Raw genomic sequence first — 18,058 nt, forward strand, 5'->3', positions numbered from 1 at the left:
AAGATGTTGATGACAGATTCATAACTGACCTCATATCCATAACACTTATGAAATGGGCAAAAATAATGAACCAATTCCTAATGTGACTAAACCACAAATAGTAAGAATTACTTGTGAGTAAATTGGGGAATTCAGGCGAAATCTTTGTTGAGGTACCCGGAATATTTTTACAAGTCTAATGACCTGTTCAACAAAAATACCCTTGGTGGAAAACTCTTTGTTTCCTGCCTTTTGTTCTGAGTGGCCATGGCATAATCGCTATCATGTTTTTCTACCTGTTCACGGAGACTAGTAGTCCACCAAGGCAATGTTGCTGGGTAAGCCCCTCTAATTGATAAACTAGTCAAAAAAGGGGTTGACCATGGCAAAAAAGTATGTTGTAGATTTAAGCGAAGAGGAAGTTTTACAACTGCAAGCAATCCTCGAAAAAGGAAAGCACAAAGCAAGAAGTATAACCCGTGCAAACATTCTTTGAATGGCATCTGAGGGAGAAACGGACACGGCGCTGCCGCAGTTCGAGTTCATGTTGCTACGGTGGAAAGGACAAGAGAAAAGTTTGTAATTGGTGGATTAGAGTTTGCTTTAAAGGATGGGGAAAATCCACCAAAACCCAAAAAATTAGATGAAAAACAAGAAGCATTTTTGATTGCGACTGCTTGTTCTAATCTGCCAGAGGGAAGAGTGCGTTGGACAATGCAATTATTAGCGGAGCATTTAGTGAAGGTTGGTATCATAGATTGAATCTCAGACGAAACAATACGCCAAACTCTAAAAAAAATGAAATTAAACCGTGGTTAAAACAACAGTGGTGTATTCCCGAAGTTAACCCAGAGTATGTGTTAAGAATGGAAGATGTTTTGGATTTGTACAATGAGCCATATGATCCGAAAAAACCTACACTCTACCTAGATGAACGCCCATATCAATTACTAGAAGAAGTAAGACTTCCTTTGCCACCAGAACCACATCAGCCTGAAGGTTATGATTGTGAGTATAAACGCAATGGTGTTGTAAATTTATTTGGCTTTTTTGAACCAATAGCCGGGTGGAGGCATATTGAAGTTACACAAAGTCGGACAAAAGCTGATTTTGCTAAACAATTAAAAGATTTAGTAGATGTTTATTACCCCCAAGCTGATGTGATATTTTTACTTGTTGATAACCTAAATATTCATACTCCAAGTGTTTTATATGAAGTTTTCTCTCCACAAGAAGCACGCCGCATTATTCAATAATTAGAGTTTCACTATACTCCTAAACACGCTTCTTGGCTGAATCAAGTAGAAATTGAATTATCAGTTTTATCTCGCCAATGCTTAGAACTAGGTATTCCTAATGTAGAAATATTATCTTCTGAAATTGCTATTTCGGAGTCACAGCGTAATCAACGAAAACCCAGTGTTTATTGGGTTTTAAAACCGAGGATGCACGTAAAAAAATGCAGCGTTTATATCCGAGTATTTAACCCAGCAAAATTGCCTTGGCAGACTACTAGGAGGGAAAACATCTCGTAATATCTCTAGCCAGTAATGAAATGTGTCCTTTGCTTCCGTTTTGGATATACCGAAATGCAAACCTAAAACCTCAAATGTTGGCATTTTCCTCCAAGAGAACAAGGATAGACATACCTGTTCTTTTATCTCTAGTTTCCCTTTCCCCCCTCCTCCTTTCTAATTTAGACCTATGTTTTTACTTTCTATCTCCCCTTGCAGTTTTCTATGCTACATTTCACCTTGGGCTAACAAGTCTTGAAACTGATGGTTAGTTATCCCCAGTATTTGTTTTCTACGATGTGGATATTCTTGAATATAGTTAATTTAGTGGATTTTTCCTTTTGGTACACCCTCAAAATTCCCTTCTACCATTTTTTTCACACCAAGTTAATTTTCCTGACAGGTCTAATTGGTAATTGGTGATTGGAAAAACCTATTCTCCGTTACCCATTAGCAATTATTTGACATAACCATTAGACACAAAGCAATCACCAGTGTCTTTTAGTGCTACATTCACAGGTGACTGAGGTAGACTAAGCTCGCGGACGGCCTTGGAAGCATCATAATACATTGGTTGCTGTGCCATGCGGACACCATCTATGGGAACTCTGGGGGTTTTTCCTATAGGTGCAAGAATTTTTTCTTCTACACAAACCACACTTAATGGTAAAAAAGCTGGAACGGATATTTGCGGTGCTTTCAATCCTGTGATCTCAGATAGTATTTCTAGAAGTTGTTTGAGGCTAAGATTTTGATGTCCGAGAATATAGCGAGGGCCTGATCTTCCTTTTTCTAAAGCCAGCAAATGTCTTCTGGCCACATCTCGCATATCAATAAAGTTTAAACCTGTATCCACATCAGCTGGCATCTGTCGCCGCAAAAACCGCAGAATAATATCCCAGGTTGCTGTGGGTTTAATATCCAAAGATCGAATCAGACTGCTAGGACTAACTACCATAATATCTTGACCTTATTTTGTAGATGTGATCGCTACTTGTTCAGCTAGAAACTAAGACTTTTTATAGTCTCCCACTAACTTTTCAACAGGACTCTGATGAGTTTCATCAACCACTTGACCAGATTTCCCCAATCCAATAGCTGCTACTGAAGTGGTATAAACCGTCCGTGAAATCCCCGCTTTTTGGGCTGCTGCTAACAGATTGCGCGTTCCTTCCACGTTATGAGGATAGAGCAAATCGCGGTCTTTTTGCCAGAGGGAATAATGGGCAGCGACATGAAACAGGTAGTTACAACCATGCATCTGTTTCCAGATATGCGGGTCATTTAAATCGCCTTTGACAATATATATCTCTAAACTCCGTAAATTTCCCAGGTTACTACTCGGACGTACCAAAGCCGTAACTTTGTATCCTGACTCTAATAGCGATCGCACCACATGAGAACCAACAAAACCTGTACCACCAGTCACAAAAGCCTGCATTTAATCACCTCTTAACTCCTCAATATTTGATTATTGCTGATTACATCCGATCAAATATGATTGTCTGGATCAGGATTTACAGGATGCCTGAAACAACCGATTCGTCTTCGGTCATTAATAATTAAAAATTATTTTTTAGGCTATTTTAAATAAATTTTTTTCAAAAGAAATCTTGTTTTTGGGATTGAGCTCGCGGCGAAGGTGGTAAAGTATTTATATCAAATCAAATTGGCTGTGAGAAAAAATTTTTTAAGCTATAATATTTCAATGATAAGAATATCAGCTTTAGAAGGAAAAATCAATGGGGTTCGACCCTAAAAAACGAATTTTTTTTAATTTTTGAAATTTCCTTGGAAACTTGAGAACGCCAAAGTCAGCATTCAGATAAGAAAATCTGACGACAAACATCGTAAAAATCCTTAAATCCTGGACATCCTTACCCGCACCCATATTTTTTGAGCCTGTTGTGCGAGACTATAAATTAGCGATTTTGCGATCACTGGGCTGACGAAAGATATGGAAGATGAAGAGATAGAGGGAGAGTCTTGAAGGGGTTCAATCTTTCATTTTTGCGAGAATGTGAGTTAGCGGAACTTATCGTGGGTATCCCTTCTAGGAGAATGAAGGACAAAGTCTAAAACTTCATCCTTCACCCTATTAATTACGCTTCATCTAAAGCTGCAATACCAGGTAAAACCTTACCTTCTAACAACTCCAAACTAGCACCACCACCGGTAGAAATGTGGCTCATTTGATCAGCCAAACCTACCTTTTCAACTGCTGCTACAGAGTCACCACCACCGATAATGGTAGTTGTGCCGATTTTGCCGATTTCTGCTAGAGTATGTGCGATCGCTTCCGTACCCGCAGCAAACTTGTCAAACTCGAACACACCCATAGGTCCATTCCAAATTACAGTCTTACAATCAGCCAAAGCCGCTTGGAAAACCTTCACAGAATCAGGACCAATATCTAAACCCATACCATCAGCAGGAATATTGTCAATACTGACTGTAGTAGCATTCGCATCAGGAGCAAACTTATCAGCCGCTACAATATCTGTAGGTAGCAACAAAGCCACACCGCGTTCCTTAGCTTTAGCTTCCAAAGCCTTAGCCAATTCCAGCTTGTCTTCTTCTACCAAAGACTTACCAACACTTAAACCACGGGCTTTATAGAAAGTGAAAATCATCCCACCGCCGATGATCAGCTTATCGCACTTTTCTAATAGGGTTTCAATTACGCCGATTTTGCTAGAAACCTTAGAACCGCCAATAATAGCCACCAAAGGACGTTTAGGTTCTTCAATTGCACTTTGTAAATATTGCAATTCCTTCTCAACCAAATAACCAGCCACAGAAGGACTGAGGAACTTAGTTACACCTTCAGTTGAGGCATGGGCGCGGTGTGCAGTACCAAAGGCATCATTTACATAGAAATCAGCATTTGCTGCCAATTTTTTCGCAAATTCAGGATCATTCTTTTCTTCTTCCTTGTAGAAGCGGACATTTTCCAATAACAGCACTTGGCCATTTTGTAACGCGCCAACTTTAGCAGCTACATCATCACCAATACAGTCATCAGTCTTGACAACTTCTTGTCCCAACAACTCAGAAAGGCGTTTAGCAACAGGAGTTAAACGCAATTTATCATCTACACCTTTGGGGCGGCCAAAATGGCTTGCTAGAATTACCTTCGCGCCCTTTTTGGTCAAATCTTGGATAGTTGGCACAGCAGCCCGAATGCGGGTATCATCAGTAATACTGCCTTGATCATCCACAGGAACGTTAAAATCAACCCGCACCAAAGCGCGTTTTCCAGATATATCAGCAGCAGATAAACTTGCTAAACTTTTTTTCGACACAGCCAAACTCTCCTGATTGCCTTTTTGTTATTGTTTTGGAATATAACTATCAAGATTTTACCGGAGTGAGGGGTGCTGAGGTGATCTATGTTTAAAACAGTTCTGTTTCCAATTGATCAAAGTCGCGCCGCGAGGGAAGCTGCTGAAGTAGTTACCAACGTCGTGCAGAAATATAACAGTCGCTTGGTTCTACTGTCTGTTGTGGAAGAAGCAGCCCCAGACGCGCCTAATGCTGATCCCATGATGTCTCCAGAGGCCGTTGCTAAACTTCTGGAAAATGCCCAAGCTCTATTTTCTCACCAGGGTATTACAGCCGAAGTCCTCGAAAGACAAGGTAAACCAGCCTTTACTATCTGTGATGTGGCTGATGAAATTGAGGCCAGTTTAATTATTATGGGCTGTCGGGGTTTAGGCTTAACTGATGAGGGTGCAACTGATAGCGTCACTAGTCGCGTCATTAACCTTTCCCCTTGTCCAGTTTTGATTGTGCCTTAGCTATCAAACAAGGAGTTACAGGAGTTACAGGAGTTACAGGAGTTACAGGAGTTACAGGAGTTACAGGAGTATGGCTTAGGCCAACCTACGCTAACAGAAGAAAAAATTAATTTTTCCCCCTACTCCCTGTTCCCTACTCCCTGTTCCCTACTGTAACGAATGGCAATTTCAATAAATTGATAAAGTTAAAATCTCTATTTTCTTGCGCTACACCTAATTTTATAGTTTGTGGAAAATTATGATAATAGGGGGATTGAAAAATTACATCCCATATAGTCGAAATACTTGCATAACTACTATTAGTAGCTTGTATTAGCTGTGAATGATGAAACCGATGGTAGTTCCGTGTCACAACTAAATAGACCTGTCAGGAAAATTAACTTGGTGTCAAAAAAATGGTAGAAGGAAATTTTGACCGTCTACCAAAATGAAAAATCCACTAAATTAACTATATTCAAGAGTATCCACATCCTACAAAGCAAATACAGGGAATAACTAACTATCAGTTTCAAGACTTGTTAGCCAGAACTGAAATGTAGCATAAAAAACTGCAAGGGGAGATAGAAAGTAAAAACATAGGTCTAAATTAGAAAGGAGGAGGGGGGAAAGGGAAACTAGAGATAAAAGAACAGATATGTCTATCCTTGTTCTATTGGAGGAAAATACCAACATTTGAGGTTTTAGGTTTGCATTTCGGTATATGGAAAACGGAAGCAAAGGACACATTTCATTACTGGCTAGAAATATTACGAGATGTTTTCCCTCCTAGTCTCCGTGAACAGGTAGAAAAACATGATAGCGATTATGCCATGGCCACTCAGAACAAAAGGCAGGAAACAAAGAGTTTTCCACCAAGGGTATTTTTGTTGAATAGGTCATTAGACTTGTAAAAACATTCCGGGTACCTTACCTAAACAAAGATTTCCCCTGAATTACCCAATTTACTTACAAGTAATTCTTACTATTTGTGGTTTAGTCACATTAAGAACTGGTTCATGAGTGTTGCCCATTTCATAAATGTTATGGATATGAGGTCAGTTATGAATTAGTCATCAATATCTTCATGGATAGGAACTATCCGTAACTATTCCCAACCCTGATTCTTTCCTTGGCTCTTTCCTCATCTTAACACTATGGAAAGCTAGACACATACTCCTTTCTAAATTTTCGAACGTGTCTAATAACTATCGGTCTACCCAACTTTTAAACAGCCAAATTAATACACCGATAATACACAAAGCAGATAAAGCCAAAGTGCTCCCAAAACTACCAAATACCTCACTGTCACGAGCAGAATCACCACCCAAATTCAAAGAAACACCAGCAGGTATCACAGCTTTAGCTTCAGCCACCACTTGATCAGTTGCATCACCCAAAGTTAAATTTGCACCCAGATTAGCACTGATATAAGCGACCCTTTGATTATTCAACCGTTCAATCTTAAAAACATTACGTTTTTGATTAGCCTCACCTGTCACAGTCACTCTGCAAAACCTGGTAATTTCTCCACTCGTGCTTTAATTTCCTTCACGGTTTTATTTAAAGCTGCCAGATCATCACCTTGCAAAGCCAACTGTAAAGCTTTCTACCCACCAGTATCAACAAGTTGAATATCTTCTACACTTGTAGTGACACCAGGTAGATTAGGCAAATCAGAATGCAGTTGATCCTGCAAAGCTGAAGTCAAGATTTGACGTTCTTTTTTCAGCTTGAGATACAACGTCCCTTTATTCCGCTCACCTTCACGAGAACCCACAGTAGTAAACACAGTTTCCACATCAGGAGACTTTCTCACCACTCCTTCCAGTTTCTTAGCAACATCCAGAGAATGATTTAAAGGATTAGGAATAGGAATTGGAGATGATAAAGCAGCGAAAGCAGCAGAAGCAGAGGAATTTATTTGTCCTCTTATGTTCGTTTCTCCTTGTCCCGTTAGCCTTCCTGGTTCTGGTAGTTGTCCTTGTCCTGCTTGCGCCAATTGTCGGGGATCAGGAACACTAGGCAAGGGAGAGGTATAGACAATATTGAATTCGCCTCGGTCAAGTTTGGGAATAAAGCCTTTACGAATTAGGGGGATCAGGGTTAAACCAGCAACTAAACTGAGAACGGCTAAACCGACAACTAGCCAACAGTGGTTTAATGACCAGGGGAGTAAGTTGCAGTAAATTTGGTCAAATCGCACCCCAAGCTTATTTTCCTGCCGAGGAGAGTTAGATTTTGAGGGTTTGAGCCAATAAATTGCCAGTACAGGGGATAAAGTCCGCACCACTAATAGAGAGGTGAGCATGGCTACGGAAATACTGATGCCAAAGGGTTTGAAGAATTGGCCAACCACTCCACCCATCAAACGAATAGGCAGAAATACCGCAACTGCTGTGAAAGTGGCTCCGGTGACAGTTAAGCTAATCTCATTAGTAGCTAGCTATCAGGGCTGCTTGGCACGGAGTTTCCCCATCAACAATGGCATCATTGACAATAGAAGCAATCACCAAAGCTAAAGCCAAAAGGGTAATTGTTTCTAAGTTAAAGCCATAGATCGCCATGACGATAAAAGAAATGGGAATTGCTAAAGCAGAAATTAGAGTAGCTTGCCAGTTCCACAAAAATGGAAATATCACCACCACAGATAAAATCATTGCTTCGATCAGTGCATCTATGGTGGAATGGGTAGCATTGCGGATATATTTAGCTTGAGTAGCAGCAAGTGTGAGGGTGAAATCTTTGAGGCTAGTCCTGAGTTCCTGCACTTCTTTCTCTACCCGACTCACCACTTCTAATGTGTTAGCATTACCTTTTATAATGACTTGAAATGCTAGGGTATCTTTGGTGTTAAGTCTGATTAATGTACCTACTGATGGGAGTCCAGCCGTAGCTGTAGGTGGAGGTGCGCTATTCCCATCTCCTAGCAGTGAAGATGTTCAGGACTCCTGGTATTTGTGTGATCGCTGGCACTATTTTATCTTTTGCCAGTTTCTGTAAATCATTTAAATTTCCTGATTTACTCTCAATCGCATAGCTAACAGCTGCTGACTCATTCAAGTTCAGAGGAATTATTTTATAATTTGCCCATTTAGGCAATTTCAACTGCTTAACTATATTTTCAGTGTTGCTAGTCGATGTTTCTAAATTCGTTCCTACAGCAAATGACAAGCTAACGGCAGTTTGAGCAGGATAATTTGAAGAACGAATATTGTCTAGTCCTGCCAGTGATTTTAGGCTTTCTTCTATTGGTTTAGTGAGTTTGTTCTCTGTATGCAGGGCTGATGTCAGGGGTGCTTGGGCGTTTACCACCACCACCGGAAAGGTAATATCTGGAAACAAAGCATATTTGAGGGAACTGAAGGCCAAAACTCCAGCTACCGTTACACCTAGCCAAAAATATACCATCAACCACGAAAAGTCAATAGCCAATTTGGAAATATTGAAACGTTCGCGTGGGGATTTTGAGCTATTAGTCTGTACCATCTTGGAAATTCCATTATGGTGCGGCTGACACAATCATTTAGTCATCCATGCTACAGTAATTGACCCAAGTTTAAAAATTTTAAGCCACACCATAATCTGTGTATGGACCTTTATAAGGTGGATGTAAACCCAATACAATATCTTCTCTGGGAACACCCATTAGACATCACCAAAATAGTAATAATCTATCTATGGTAAAAGGAAATGAGGATAGATTTTTAACACCCAAAAATGAGTGCTATACTGAACTACATTGAAGAGAATCAAAAAGAAACACAGAGGTTAAAGCGTATCCCTTCGGGACAGTGCGTGAACGCGGAGTGTGCCGTAGGCTCTAGTATCTTGGAGATTCTTCACTATCTCTTTCAGAGACGCTCCGCAAACGTTCAGAATGACACTTTTAAACCGTTTTTAGTATAGTTGCAGTTCCTAAATTGTACCAGAGTGAAAAATCCCCTGCCTGGGTAGACATGGGGACTGTAAATGGATAGCCTTACATCAAAAGTGGATTAACCAGCTAGATTTGCAGCAGCAAATTCCCAGTTAACCAATTGATCTAAGAAATTTTTGATGAATGCTGGACGAGCATTTCTGTAGTCGATGTAGTAGGCGTGTTCCCAAACGTCTAGGGTGAGAAGTGCCTTTTTACCATGGGCTAGGGGGTTCTCTGCGTTGGGTGTCTTGATCACCTTGAGTGTGCCACTATCATCAATCAGCCAAGCCCAACCGCTACCAAACTGGGTTGTAGCAGCGGTAGAAAATTCTTCTTTGAATTTGTCAAAGCTACCAAAATCTTTGTCAATCCTAGCAGCCAGTTCGCCTGTGGGTGTGCCACCACCTGCGGGTTTGAGTGAGTTCCAAAAGAAGGTGTGGTTCCAAACTTGAGCCGCGTTGTTGAAGATACCAGCTTTAGAGGAGTCTTTGAAGGAAATTTGGATTACTTCTTCGAGGGACTTATCAGCAAGTTCTGTAGCATCGGTGAGTTTGTTGAGGTTATCTACATAAGCTTTGTGATGCTTACCATAGTGATACTCAAAGGTTTCACCTTTCATGCCATAAGGCTCTAGAGCATTAAAATCAAAGGGTAGGGGAAGCTGTGTAAATGCCATGTTTTGAAGTCCTCTCTTTACTGTTTTCCAATTTAAAGCTATTGTCGAAATTCAGGAAATTACAGGTTTTGTATTCAGCAGTTTTACATCCTTAATGAATGCTGGGATATCAAACTTAACATGGTTATTTTACTACTAAATTGAACCACCTCAATCTAAAATCTCAATACCAATTAAAAATTAAAAGCAGTTTTACATCCTTAATGATTGAGAGAGTACGATTTCATTAGGGTTGGCGGTTTTTAATCTGCTGATCTCTTTTTTCCAGCTGGGATAGAATCCAAAATTGGCACGGTCAACTAGCCTTTTGCAGGATTTTATTCATAAATAATGATTTCCAGAAATGCACATATCCAGTATAATCACTTCTTCCCAAGGATAGGTTAAAAATTAATTAAAGAGCAAAAACACATTCTTGTTATTTTGGAATTTTACCAACTTTAGGAAGGAATTGAATGTTTGATAGTTAATCGCAACTTATATGATGGAGACTTATTTATAGTTGCTGATTTTGGGAATTTTCTTCATCTATCTTTGGTTAGATGAAGGATGATTCAAACTCTCTGTATTGTTGAATACAACACTTATTTATAGGCTATTGAATGTTTCTAATTCTAACCTGATATTATGTCCATTTGAATATCTACAACAGGGAGCAGGGAATAGGGAACAATTCAAAATTCCTGCTTCCTGCCTATTCAGATTTTAGACCAACAAGAAATTATTGCAATTACAACTGAGATACACACTTTTGGTAATAATTAACAATTTGCATTGCTACTTCAGAGGGGCTAAGTCCATCGGTTTCAACTTCTACCGCATCTGCTGCTTTTTGCAAGGGAGAAATTTTGCGAGTGCTATCTTTGTAGTCGCGTTCTGCAATATCCCGTTCAAGTTGCTCTAAACTCACTTCAGGTTGACCTTGTTTTGTAAAGTCTTGCTGACGACGGCGTGCACGTTCCCCAACAGAAGCAGTTAAGAAGATTTTGACTTCTGCATCAGGGAAAACATGAGTACCAATGTCCCTTCCTTCAGCTACTAAACCACCTCGTTTACCCCAGCTTTGCTGTTGTTTTACCAGTGCTTTGCGGACTGCACTTTGAGCAGCGATCGCAGATACTTGTGATGTTACCTCAATGGTGCGAATTTCTTGAGTCACATCTGTATCATTAATCCACACTCGCACAGGAATTTCCAGATTATGACTGGGAGTAAGTTCGATTTTACACTGAGTGGCTAATTGAGCGACCGCACATTCATCATCAATAGCAATGCCTTTTTGCAGCACCAGCCAGGTGATTGCACGGTACATAGCACCGGTATCTAAGTACACTAAACCTAACTGGGTTGCCACTTGGCGAGCTACCGTAGATTTACCAGCACCAGCTGGCCCATCAATAGCGATGATAGGTTGGCGTAGCCCGTCGTAGACATCGCACAAAATGGTATTATCAATTAACCGTGTAGAACCAAGACGGGCTGCGATCGCCAGCATTCCTTCCTCCTCAACTTTTGCTAAAAACATCAATGTATTTGGTTCCACCAATTCAATATATTCAACATAGATAGTGCTGATATTTGCGATTTCTTGCCACACCAATGCCATCAGCTGGCTGCTATTGCGATCGCCAGCACGGAACGCCGCTTCAGCTTGCTGCAAGCCTTTATATAACACTGTTGCCTGCTCTTTTTCTGTTGCACTCAAATATTGATTACGAGAACTCAAAGCCAAGCCAGACGCTTCCCGCACCGTTGGACAAGCAACAATCTCAACTGGCAAATTTAAATCAGCCACCAGACGCTTAATAATTGCCAGTTGCTGGCCATCTTTTTGACCAAAGTAGGCTCGGTCAGGCTGTACCAAATTGAAAAGCTTGGTGACAATTGTCGCCACACCTTGAAAATGACCCGGCCGATATCTACCACACAAGGTACTTATCATACCAGATGGAGGGATTACTTGTGTAACTTGAGTTTCTTGTATATTCTTCTGAGGAATTCCCATTTCTTCCGGAGTAGGGGCAAAAATCGCATCAACTCCAGCTTGTACACACAATTCCTGATCCTGCTCTAGAGTCCGGGGATAGCGTTGATAATCCTCCTGCGGTCCAAATTGCAGAGGATTGACAAAAATACTCACAATCACCGTAGAATTCTCTTGCCTAGCCTTTTCAATCAGACTAAGATGACCTTGATGTAACCCTCCCATAGTCGGTACTAGACCAATCTCTGCGGGATACCAAGTAGTGTTATCGTCAAATAATAACTCGTCTGAAAGCTTGAGATTGCTCTCCCAACGACGTTGATTTAAATAACAGCGTAAAGCTGCAACTGTAGTCAGCAGGCGCACAAAATACCCCTAGTTCTTGATCCTCTCACCCGTTAGTTTATATCTGAAACTGGGGTTAGGGATTAATCGACTAGGGGTATTTAAGTGAAAAGCGAAAAAAGAGCAGAGATTTTAGAAGGGTATGGGTGTAAGTTGTAGGGTATGGGGGGGAGTAGGGGATAAGAGGAAAAAAATGTATTTATTACCTTCTGTCTCTTGCCTTTTGCCTTTTGCCTTCTGATAGCCCAGGGTGGCGCAAGCCATACTCCTGAATATTATCTTCCCAACACCTCAAGCCGCACTGGCGCAATACCACTGCCAATAATCCCTAAAAGTCGTGCTGCACCAGCAGAAAGATCAATAATTCGACCACCAATGTATGGACCTCGGTCATTAATTCGCACAACTACCGAGCGACCATTACGGGTGTTAATAACACGCACCTTTGTACCCAGAGGTAGACTGCGATGGGCTGCTGTCATTGCTTCGGGATTGAATCTCTCACCACTGGCAGTTTTATTACCAGACCAATCATAGCCATACCAAGAAGCCATGCCTTTGAAGTTAATTTTTACTCCACCAATCGCAATCTGTTGGGGTAGCTTTGTTATTGATCCTGATGTACTTGCTGGTAAATTAGCAATTTCGCTGATGGGATATGCATTACCTATCAGTCTCCGCAGACGATTAGTTGCTTGCAGGGCATCTTGGGCAAGATTTCTGGTAGTATCTGCTAATCGCGTACCTTCATTGACTTCCACCAATTCTTTACCGTCAATTTTGATGGTGTAGCGATCTAATTGCTGTATAACAGAGGAGCCTTTATCTTGGGCTTTATTGTTAACTGAAGATTTTTCCTCTGTTTTCCAGCTGACGGTAATTTGGCTTGCGTCTGCGTTTTCGCGAATCAGCTGATTAATTCTAGACGCTACTACGCTGGCTCTTTGAACTGGATCATTGGCAATGGGGCTGAAAGATTTGCCCAGATCCATGATATTTCCCATGCTTGGGGCCTTTGGTGAATTACTAGCAACAAGGGCATAAGAATTTACGCCTCCAGCTTTTCCAATTGCTGCCATTTTTGTATCTGTGTTAGCAACTGGGGTAGAACTCAGAAAAGTGAGAACGGGAATATCCCGGATGTAAAGGGTTGCGGCCTGATTGCCTTCAACGCTGTGAGGATGAATCTCTGTCTTCACAGCATCCAAGGTAGGTTTCTGTTCAGGGGATTGATACTCTCCTACTTTCACTGCATCAGCCATAACAGATGCTTGGGAAACGGGAGGGTTGTCCTTAGCGGTTTGAGTACGACCCACTGAAGGTAAACCTGAAATAGCCACAGACAGGGCGACAATAGTCCACAAATGTCTTTGATTCATGCGTCCGATTTTAAAGCGACTGTAGAACTTAAGTTTTATAATGTGTGGGTTTTTCACTAGTGATAGTGATAGCCCGGAAAACTCGAACTTGTTCCGCTTTCACTTTTTGTTTATAACTGCAACAGAGTAACACGAACCTTTTGGGTTGGGGATCAGGGTTTTAGCGTAAGTCTTGAGTCAGGCTCTCAAATTTCCATTCACATTTCTAGGGTCAAAGCTTTTTCAAATCAGGTTTCTGGCTTTGTAACATTTTTTTTCGGGATATCAATAATTTTTTATGAAGGTTTAATATAAAGTCAGATTTGTTTAAGGTGAGTAATATCTTGATATTTCAGTAATGAGATCTACTTCTTCTGTAATTGATTTAACTTCGAGTTGATACTTGTTTTGGTCAAAATTAACTTTTTTTCCGATTTCAGAGAGTTGAAAAATACTTATTACAATTCCCAGAATAATCATATTTAATTGATTTATGGGCAGAATCATCCAATTTTAAAAGCATTGATTTTTGAATAAGTAGAATTTAGTTAGGTTTATGGAAGTTACGCAGAACTTTTGTATAGAAAATAGTTTTTACTGTAGTAGTTATTCTATTGCCAAATCAGTCTTTATCCCCATTAGCATTTTATCTCTTCACAAAAAAATAATTCATGAGACAATAAAAAAGACTCGCAAACTTGAAAGAGCAATTCGTCTCTGTATAAATATAACTCAGTAGTCCTTGTGCCCCCACTCATCGATCAAGTATGCTATTTATTAGCAAGTTATCAGCTTCATGGTAAACTCAGGAGACTTAGAAATAGTTTCACCACCATTTTCAGAAGTTCTCAAAGATTTGCATACCAGTACAAATCTCTGCAAGCAGGTACAGTAGCGAACTATATTCCTGAACTAGCTAAGGTAAACCCCAACTTATTTAGCATTTGTATTGTTACAGTAGATGGTCAAATTTACGAAGTTGGCGATTATGAACAACTATTTACAATTGAGTCAATTTCCAAAGTATTTGTATATAGACAAGTTTTAGAAGATCCTGGACGGGATTATGTGTTAACTAGAGTAGGGATAGAACGGACAGTAGACGCATTTAACCCCATTATCCTTAATGAACAATCAAAACGCCCATATAATCCAATGGTAAATGCTGGGGCTATAGCTATTACCAGCTTAATCGAAGCTTTGGGTCCTACTGAACGACTGAATTGGTTATTAGATATGTATCCGCGCTATATTGGTCGGGATGTGTTTGTGGATATTTCGGTATATACTTCCGAACGCAGCACAGGACACTGTAACCGTGCTACAGCCCATTTGATGCTTAATTTTGGCATGATTGACCAAAATATAGAAGAATATCTGGATTTATATTTTCAATAATGCTCTGTAATAGTTAATTGTCGAGACTTGGCAGTTATGGCAGCTACACTGGCTAATAAAAGGATTAACCCCATTACAAAGGAAAAAGCGGTGGATAATTGTTATATCAAAGATATATTGAGTGTGATGTACACCTGTGGGATGTATAACTTTGCAGGTGAATGGGTTTATAAAGTGGGAATTCCAGCCAAAAGCGGCCTTTGTGGGGGAATTATTGCTGTTGTTCCTGGCCATTAGATGTGTGGGTGGGGTAACAGTGTACGGGGGGTGAAGGTGTACGAGGAGTTGTCGCAACGCTTGGGGTTACATCTATTTAACTGTTCCAAGGGGTGAAGGGGAAATTACATCTATATAGATAGAGATGGGGATGGGAGGATGGGCAAGGAAACTAAAGATTTCCCGTGCTTCTATCTGAAAGGAGATATCTTTGACGGAAACAACCAGCCTTATTTACCATATTCTAGAGGGAGAAAGGCAGATAAGAGGTAAGTTTGTGTACAAGTAGTTAGGTAAGTAGTTAGATCAGTACATTGAGATAGAGATAAGTTTAAAAAATTATGAATCAAGCTATTCTGCAATTTATCGTTACTCAAACTTATAAAGATTTGTCTTTACCTCAGCCACCTCAGCCAGTAGAGTTAGATAAACTCAATATTTTTATAGGGTCTAATAGTTCAGGTAAAAGCAATTTTATAAGTTGCTTGAAATTTTTAAAAAACTCTTTAACTACTATTTAATCTAACTGAAATGTCAGATGGAACTGTGAGAATTTTATGTTGGGCAACTATATTACATTCTCCTTTACTAACTTCATGTTTAATTGCATAATAGACCTGTCCGTATCTTTTCCCTTGTTGACTAGGGTTGAATGTTGAGAAATCGGCTGTCCGGCGCTTGCTGACTTAGTTTTTGAGTGTTCTGGTAACGGATGTCCTTGTGCCTCCAAGAATAAACCAAACATCGCTTCTTGGTTCTGTTTTTCATAATGCGTAGGCATCAACTCAGATAGGGTGTAGACTAGCTCCTGGGTGTGGGCAAGCATTGTTCTAGCTTTTAAACGAATGATATTTCACGCCCTTTCTCTCATGTTTTGAGTCTTAACTGCAAACCCTGACATTGATTCAATGTCCTCGATCGCAAGAAGGCGCTGCGCTCCACATTTTATTTCCCTTATGTGATATTACTATTTAATTCGTTATTTTAATTACTACAGACTTCTCGATACTTACCATTTATATAGTGTTATTTCTTTGTAATCTGTATCTCCTATTTCTGGGTTTATTCGGTAGGTGCAAGATGTGAGCGCCCCTTGGGCGCGATTACACGCCCGTAATAAATGAAAGAAACACAGTTAACAAGACTTCTACGACTAATAACTTATACACTGAAAAAGTATCATGACAGTCAAAGCCGTTATTACACCGGTACAGTATTCATCCGAATGTGAGCGTGGTTCTGGGTGTTATTGGCAATGGTATTGGTGAAGTAGTTAAAGCTACTATGCCTTTTAGGAGACTAGATTTACTTGCCCACCCAGGCATGGTACACCCAATTTAAAGAGGAAAATATACGCAGTTTTGCTTGTTTTACTGGCGACCTCTATGCAATGGCAGAATGGTTAAAGCAGTACGGTGTTGAGACCGTGGCAATGGAATCTACAGGGGTTTATTGGATACCTGTATTCCAGATTTTGGAGAGTCGTGGTTTTGACGTTAAACTCGTCAATGCTCACTATGTTAAAACTGTACCGGGTCGCAAAACCGATGTATTAGATTGTCAGTGGCTACAACAATTACATACTTACGGTTTACTGTCCGGCTCATTCCGTCCCGAAGACCAAATATGTAAGCTTCGCAGTTACATACGTCAAAGGGATAATCTGATTAAAAGTGACTCCATCCATGTACAGAGGATGCAAAAAGCGTTAATATAGATGAATATAAAATTACATTGCTTCATCAATGATATTACAGGCACTACTGGACTGAGCATTATTAGAGAAATTGTATCTGGGGAACGAAACCCAGTAAAATTGGCCAGTTTGAAGGATGGGCGTATTAAAGCCAGCTTGGAAGAAATAGCTGCTTCTTTAACTGGAGACTATCGTTCAGAATTAGTTTTTATCCTTGAGCAAGAATTATAACTTTACGAGTTTTATCAAGCTCAAATCCAAAAGTGCGATAACCAAATTGAGCAATGTTTGGCTTCATTTACTGATAAAGTTGATGTTGAAAAAAAGCCTTTAGCTAAACCCAAGCGTCGGGGGAAAAAGCAACCAGGTAATGCACCACAGTTTGATTTACGTACACATTTATATCGCATCAGTGGTGTAGATTTTACTGCTGTTGATGGTTTGGGTGCTTTAACTGTACTGGTACTGCTTTCTGAAGTTAGTTTAGATCCAAAACGCTTCAAGAGTGTTAAGCACTTTACCTCTTGGTTAGGCCTATGTCCTGGTAGTCGTGTTACTGGCGGTAAAGTTAAAAGTTCCAAAACTCGCCCTATTGCCAGTCGCAGCGCGACTGCTTTTCGCATGGCGGCACAAACTCTATGTCGCAGTCATTCTGCTTTGGGTGCATATTACCGTCGTATGCAATCACGAATGGGCGCTCTCCAGGCCATTACTGCTACCGCTCATAAATTGGCACGTATTTTTTATCGCCTTTGGACATCTGGCGAACACTATACTGACCCTGGTATTGATGCTTACGAACAACAGTATCGAGACCGGATACTTAAAAACCTGAAGATAAAAGCTCAAGCTTTTGGCTTAGAACTCATCCCTATTTCTGACTCAACGCAATGTGTTTCTTAGGAGTTGAAGGGAATCAAGCAGCGTCAGAAGATGAAAATTAGTTTTCTTAAATGTGATTTCTCCTGCTTCCTTCAATTTTTGACATCTCTAAAACATCTTTAATTAAAGACAGTAAGTGTTCACCACTGGCAATAATAATATCTAAATTCTCTTGTTGTTCAGTGTTGATAGTCTGATCTCCCTGCATTAGTCGAGTAAATCCCAAAATGGCGTTCAGGGGTGTTCGCAATTCATGAGTCATTTTTGCTAAAAATTCACTTTTAGCGCGGGTAGTTTGTTCACTTTTAGGAA

The 18,058-nt window shown here is 40.2% G+C and carries 14 protein-coding genes and 5 pseudogenes; 7 read left to right on the forward strand and 12 right to left on the reverse strand.

What is annotated here, in order from left to right; genetic code table 11:
- Window positions 1-45: 45 nt before the first annotated feature.
- Both AAZO_RS34320 and AAZO_RS34325 read right to left on the reverse strand, forming a co-directional pair.
- Window positions 46-198, reverse strand: coding sequence for a hypothetical protein (locus AAZO_RS34320; protein WP_144031415.1), 153 nt, complete (start codon window positions 196-198; stop codon window positions 46-48).
- A complete protein-coding gene (locus AAZO_RS34325; protein WP_144031342.1) occupies window positions 168-368 on the reverse strand; it encodes a hypothetical protein in 201 nt (66 codons plus the stop codon). Before AAZO_RS34325 ends, AAZO_RS34320 begins: the two co-directional genes overlap by 31 nt.
- Between AAZO_RS34325 and AAZO_RS31580 the strand changes: the two are divergent.
- Window positions 362-1,465 (forward strand): annotated as a pseudogene (locus AAZO_RS31580) (IS630 family transposase). The gene AAZO_RS34325 and the pseudogene AAZO_RS31580 overlap by 7 nt on opposite strands.
- Here AAZO_RS31580 and AAZO_RS39515 read toward each other — a convergent pair.
- From AAZO_RS39515 to AAZO_RS20305, 3 genes and pseudogenes are all read right to left on the reverse strand, one after another.
- Entirely contained in the window at window positions 1,413-1,640 is a 228-nt protein-coding gene (locus tag AAZO_RS39515; protein ID WP_228371749.1) for a helix-turn-helix domain-containing protein, read from the reverse strand. The pseudogene AAZO_RS31580 and the gene AAZO_RS39515 sit on opposite strands and share 53 nt — an antisense overlap.
- Before the next feature lie 310 nt (window positions 1,641-1,950).
- Window positions 1,951-2,934: pseudogene (gene hpnA / locus AAZO_RS20300) on the reverse strand (hopanoid-associated sugar epimerase).
- A gap of 661 nt (window positions 2,935-3,595) precedes the next feature.
- A complete protein-coding gene (locus AAZO_RS20305) occupies window positions 3,596-4,798 on the reverse strand; it encodes a phosphoglycerate kinase (protein ID WP_013192657.1) in 1,203 nt (400 codons plus the stop codon).
- A gap of 87 nt (window positions 4,799-4,885) precedes the next feature.
- Between AAZO_RS20305 and AAZO_RS20310 the strand changes: the two genes are divergently transcribed.
- Window positions 4,886-5,293, forward strand: coding sequence for a universal stress protein (locus tag AAZO_RS20310; protein WP_013192658.1), 408 nt, complete (start codon window positions 4,886-4,888; stop codon window positions 5,291-5,293).
- Between the two features lie 620 nt (window positions 5,294-5,913).
- The gene (locus AAZO_RS20315) at window positions 5,914-6,183 is read left to right on the forward strand and encodes a helix-turn-helix domain-containing protein (protein ID WP_081462843.1); all 270 of its coding nucleotides are present in this window, start codon (window positions 5,914-5,916) and stop codon (window positions 6,181-6,183) included.
- Window positions 6,184-6,483: 300 nt separating this feature from the next.
- Here the strand turns inward: AAZO_RS20315 and AAZO_RS31590 are convergent.
- The 5 genes and pseudogenes from AAZO_RS31590 to AAZO_RS20335 all read right to left on the reverse strand — a co-directional run.
- Window positions 6,484-8,758, reverse strand: a pseudogene (locus AAZO_RS31590) (efflux RND transporter permease subunit); the annotation flags it as partial.
- A 79-nt stretch (window positions 8,759-8,837) separates the two neighbouring features.
- Window positions 8,838-8,918, reverse strand: a pseudogene (locus tag AAZO_RS31595) (element excision factor XisI family protein); the annotation flags it as partial.
- 349 nt (window positions 8,919-9,267) lie between these two features.
- Window positions 9,268-9,867: a superoxide dismutase [Fe] gene (sodB, locus tag AAZO_RS20325; protein ID WP_013192659.1), complete on the reverse strand. Its 600-nt coding sequence runs from the start codon at window positions 9,865-9,867 to the stop codon at window positions 9,268-9,270.
- A 730-nt stretch (window positions 9,868-10,597) separates the two neighbouring features.
- Window positions 10,598-12,217, reverse strand: a complete 1,620-nt coding sequence (locus tag AAZO_RS20330; RefSeq protein ID WP_013192660.1) for a bifunctional pantoate--beta-alanine ligase/(d)CMP kinase — start codon at window positions 12,215-12,217, stop codon at window positions 10,598-10,600.
- A gap of 254 nt (window positions 12,218-12,471) precedes the next feature.
- Window positions 12,472-13,575, reverse strand: coding sequence for a septal ring lytic transglycosylase RlpA family protein (locus AAZO_RS20335; RefSeq protein WP_013192661.1), 1,104 nt, complete (start codon window positions 13,573-13,575; stop codon window positions 12,472-12,474).
- Between the two features lie 775 nt (window positions 13,576-14,350).
- Between AAZO_RS20335 and glsA the strand changes: the two are divergent.
- Window positions 14,351-15,285: pseudogene (gene glsA, locus AAZO_RS20345) on the forward strand (glutaminase A).
- Window positions 15,286-15,736: 451 nt separating this feature from the next.
- On the opposite strand, the gene AAZO_RS20355 reads toward glsA, so the two are convergent.
- Window positions 15,737-15,994, reverse strand: a complete 258-nt coding sequence (locus AAZO_RS20355) for a hypothetical protein (RefSeq protein WP_013192664.1) — start codon at window positions 15,992-15,994, stop codon at window positions 15,737-15,739.
- Window positions 15,995-16,477: 483 nt separating this feature from the next.
- On the opposite strand from AAZO_RS20355, the gene AAZO_RS39520 reads away from it, so the two are divergent.
- The 3 genes from AAZO_RS39520 to AAZO_RS39530 are packed head-to-tail and all read left to right on the forward strand — an operon-like array spanning window position 16,478 to window position 17,767.
- Window positions 16,478-16,885 (forward strand): IS110 family transposase, encoded by a 408-nt coding sequence (locus tag AAZO_RS39520; protein WP_228371321.1) that lies wholly within the window; start codon window positions 16,478-16,480, stop codon window positions 16,883-16,885.
- The gene (locus tag AAZO_RS39525; protein WP_228371322.1) at window positions 16,886-17,095 is read left to right on the forward strand and encodes a hypothetical protein; all 210 of its coding nucleotides are present in this window, start codon (window positions 16,886-16,888) and stop codon (window positions 17,093-17,095) included. It abuts the gene before it with no gap.
- A 57-nt stretch (window positions 17,096-17,152) separates the two neighbouring features.
- On the forward strand, window positions 17,153-17,767 hold the full coding sequence (locus AAZO_RS39530; RefSeq protein WP_228371323.1) for a transposase: 615 nt from the start codon (window positions 17,153-17,155) through the stop codon (window positions 17,765-17,767).
- A 46-nt stretch (window positions 17,768-17,813) separates the two neighbouring features.
- On the opposite strand, the gene AAZO_RS20365 is transcribed toward AAZO_RS39530, so the two are convergent.
- Window positions 17,814-18,008: a sensor histidine kinase gene (locus AAZO_RS20365; protein ID WP_041641605.1), complete on the reverse strand. Its 195-nt coding sequence runs from the start codon at window positions 18,006-18,008 to the stop codon at window positions 17,814-17,816.
- Between the last annotated feature and the right edge of the window lie 50 nt (window positions 18,009-18,058).

Origin of the sequence: 'Nostoc azollae' 0708, from assembly GCF_000196515.1 — a bacterium.
In the GTDB taxonomy this organism is placed as follows: domain Bacteria; phylum Cyanobacteriota; class Cyanobacteriia; order Cyanobacteriales; family Nostocaceae; genus Trichormus_B; species Trichormus_B azollae.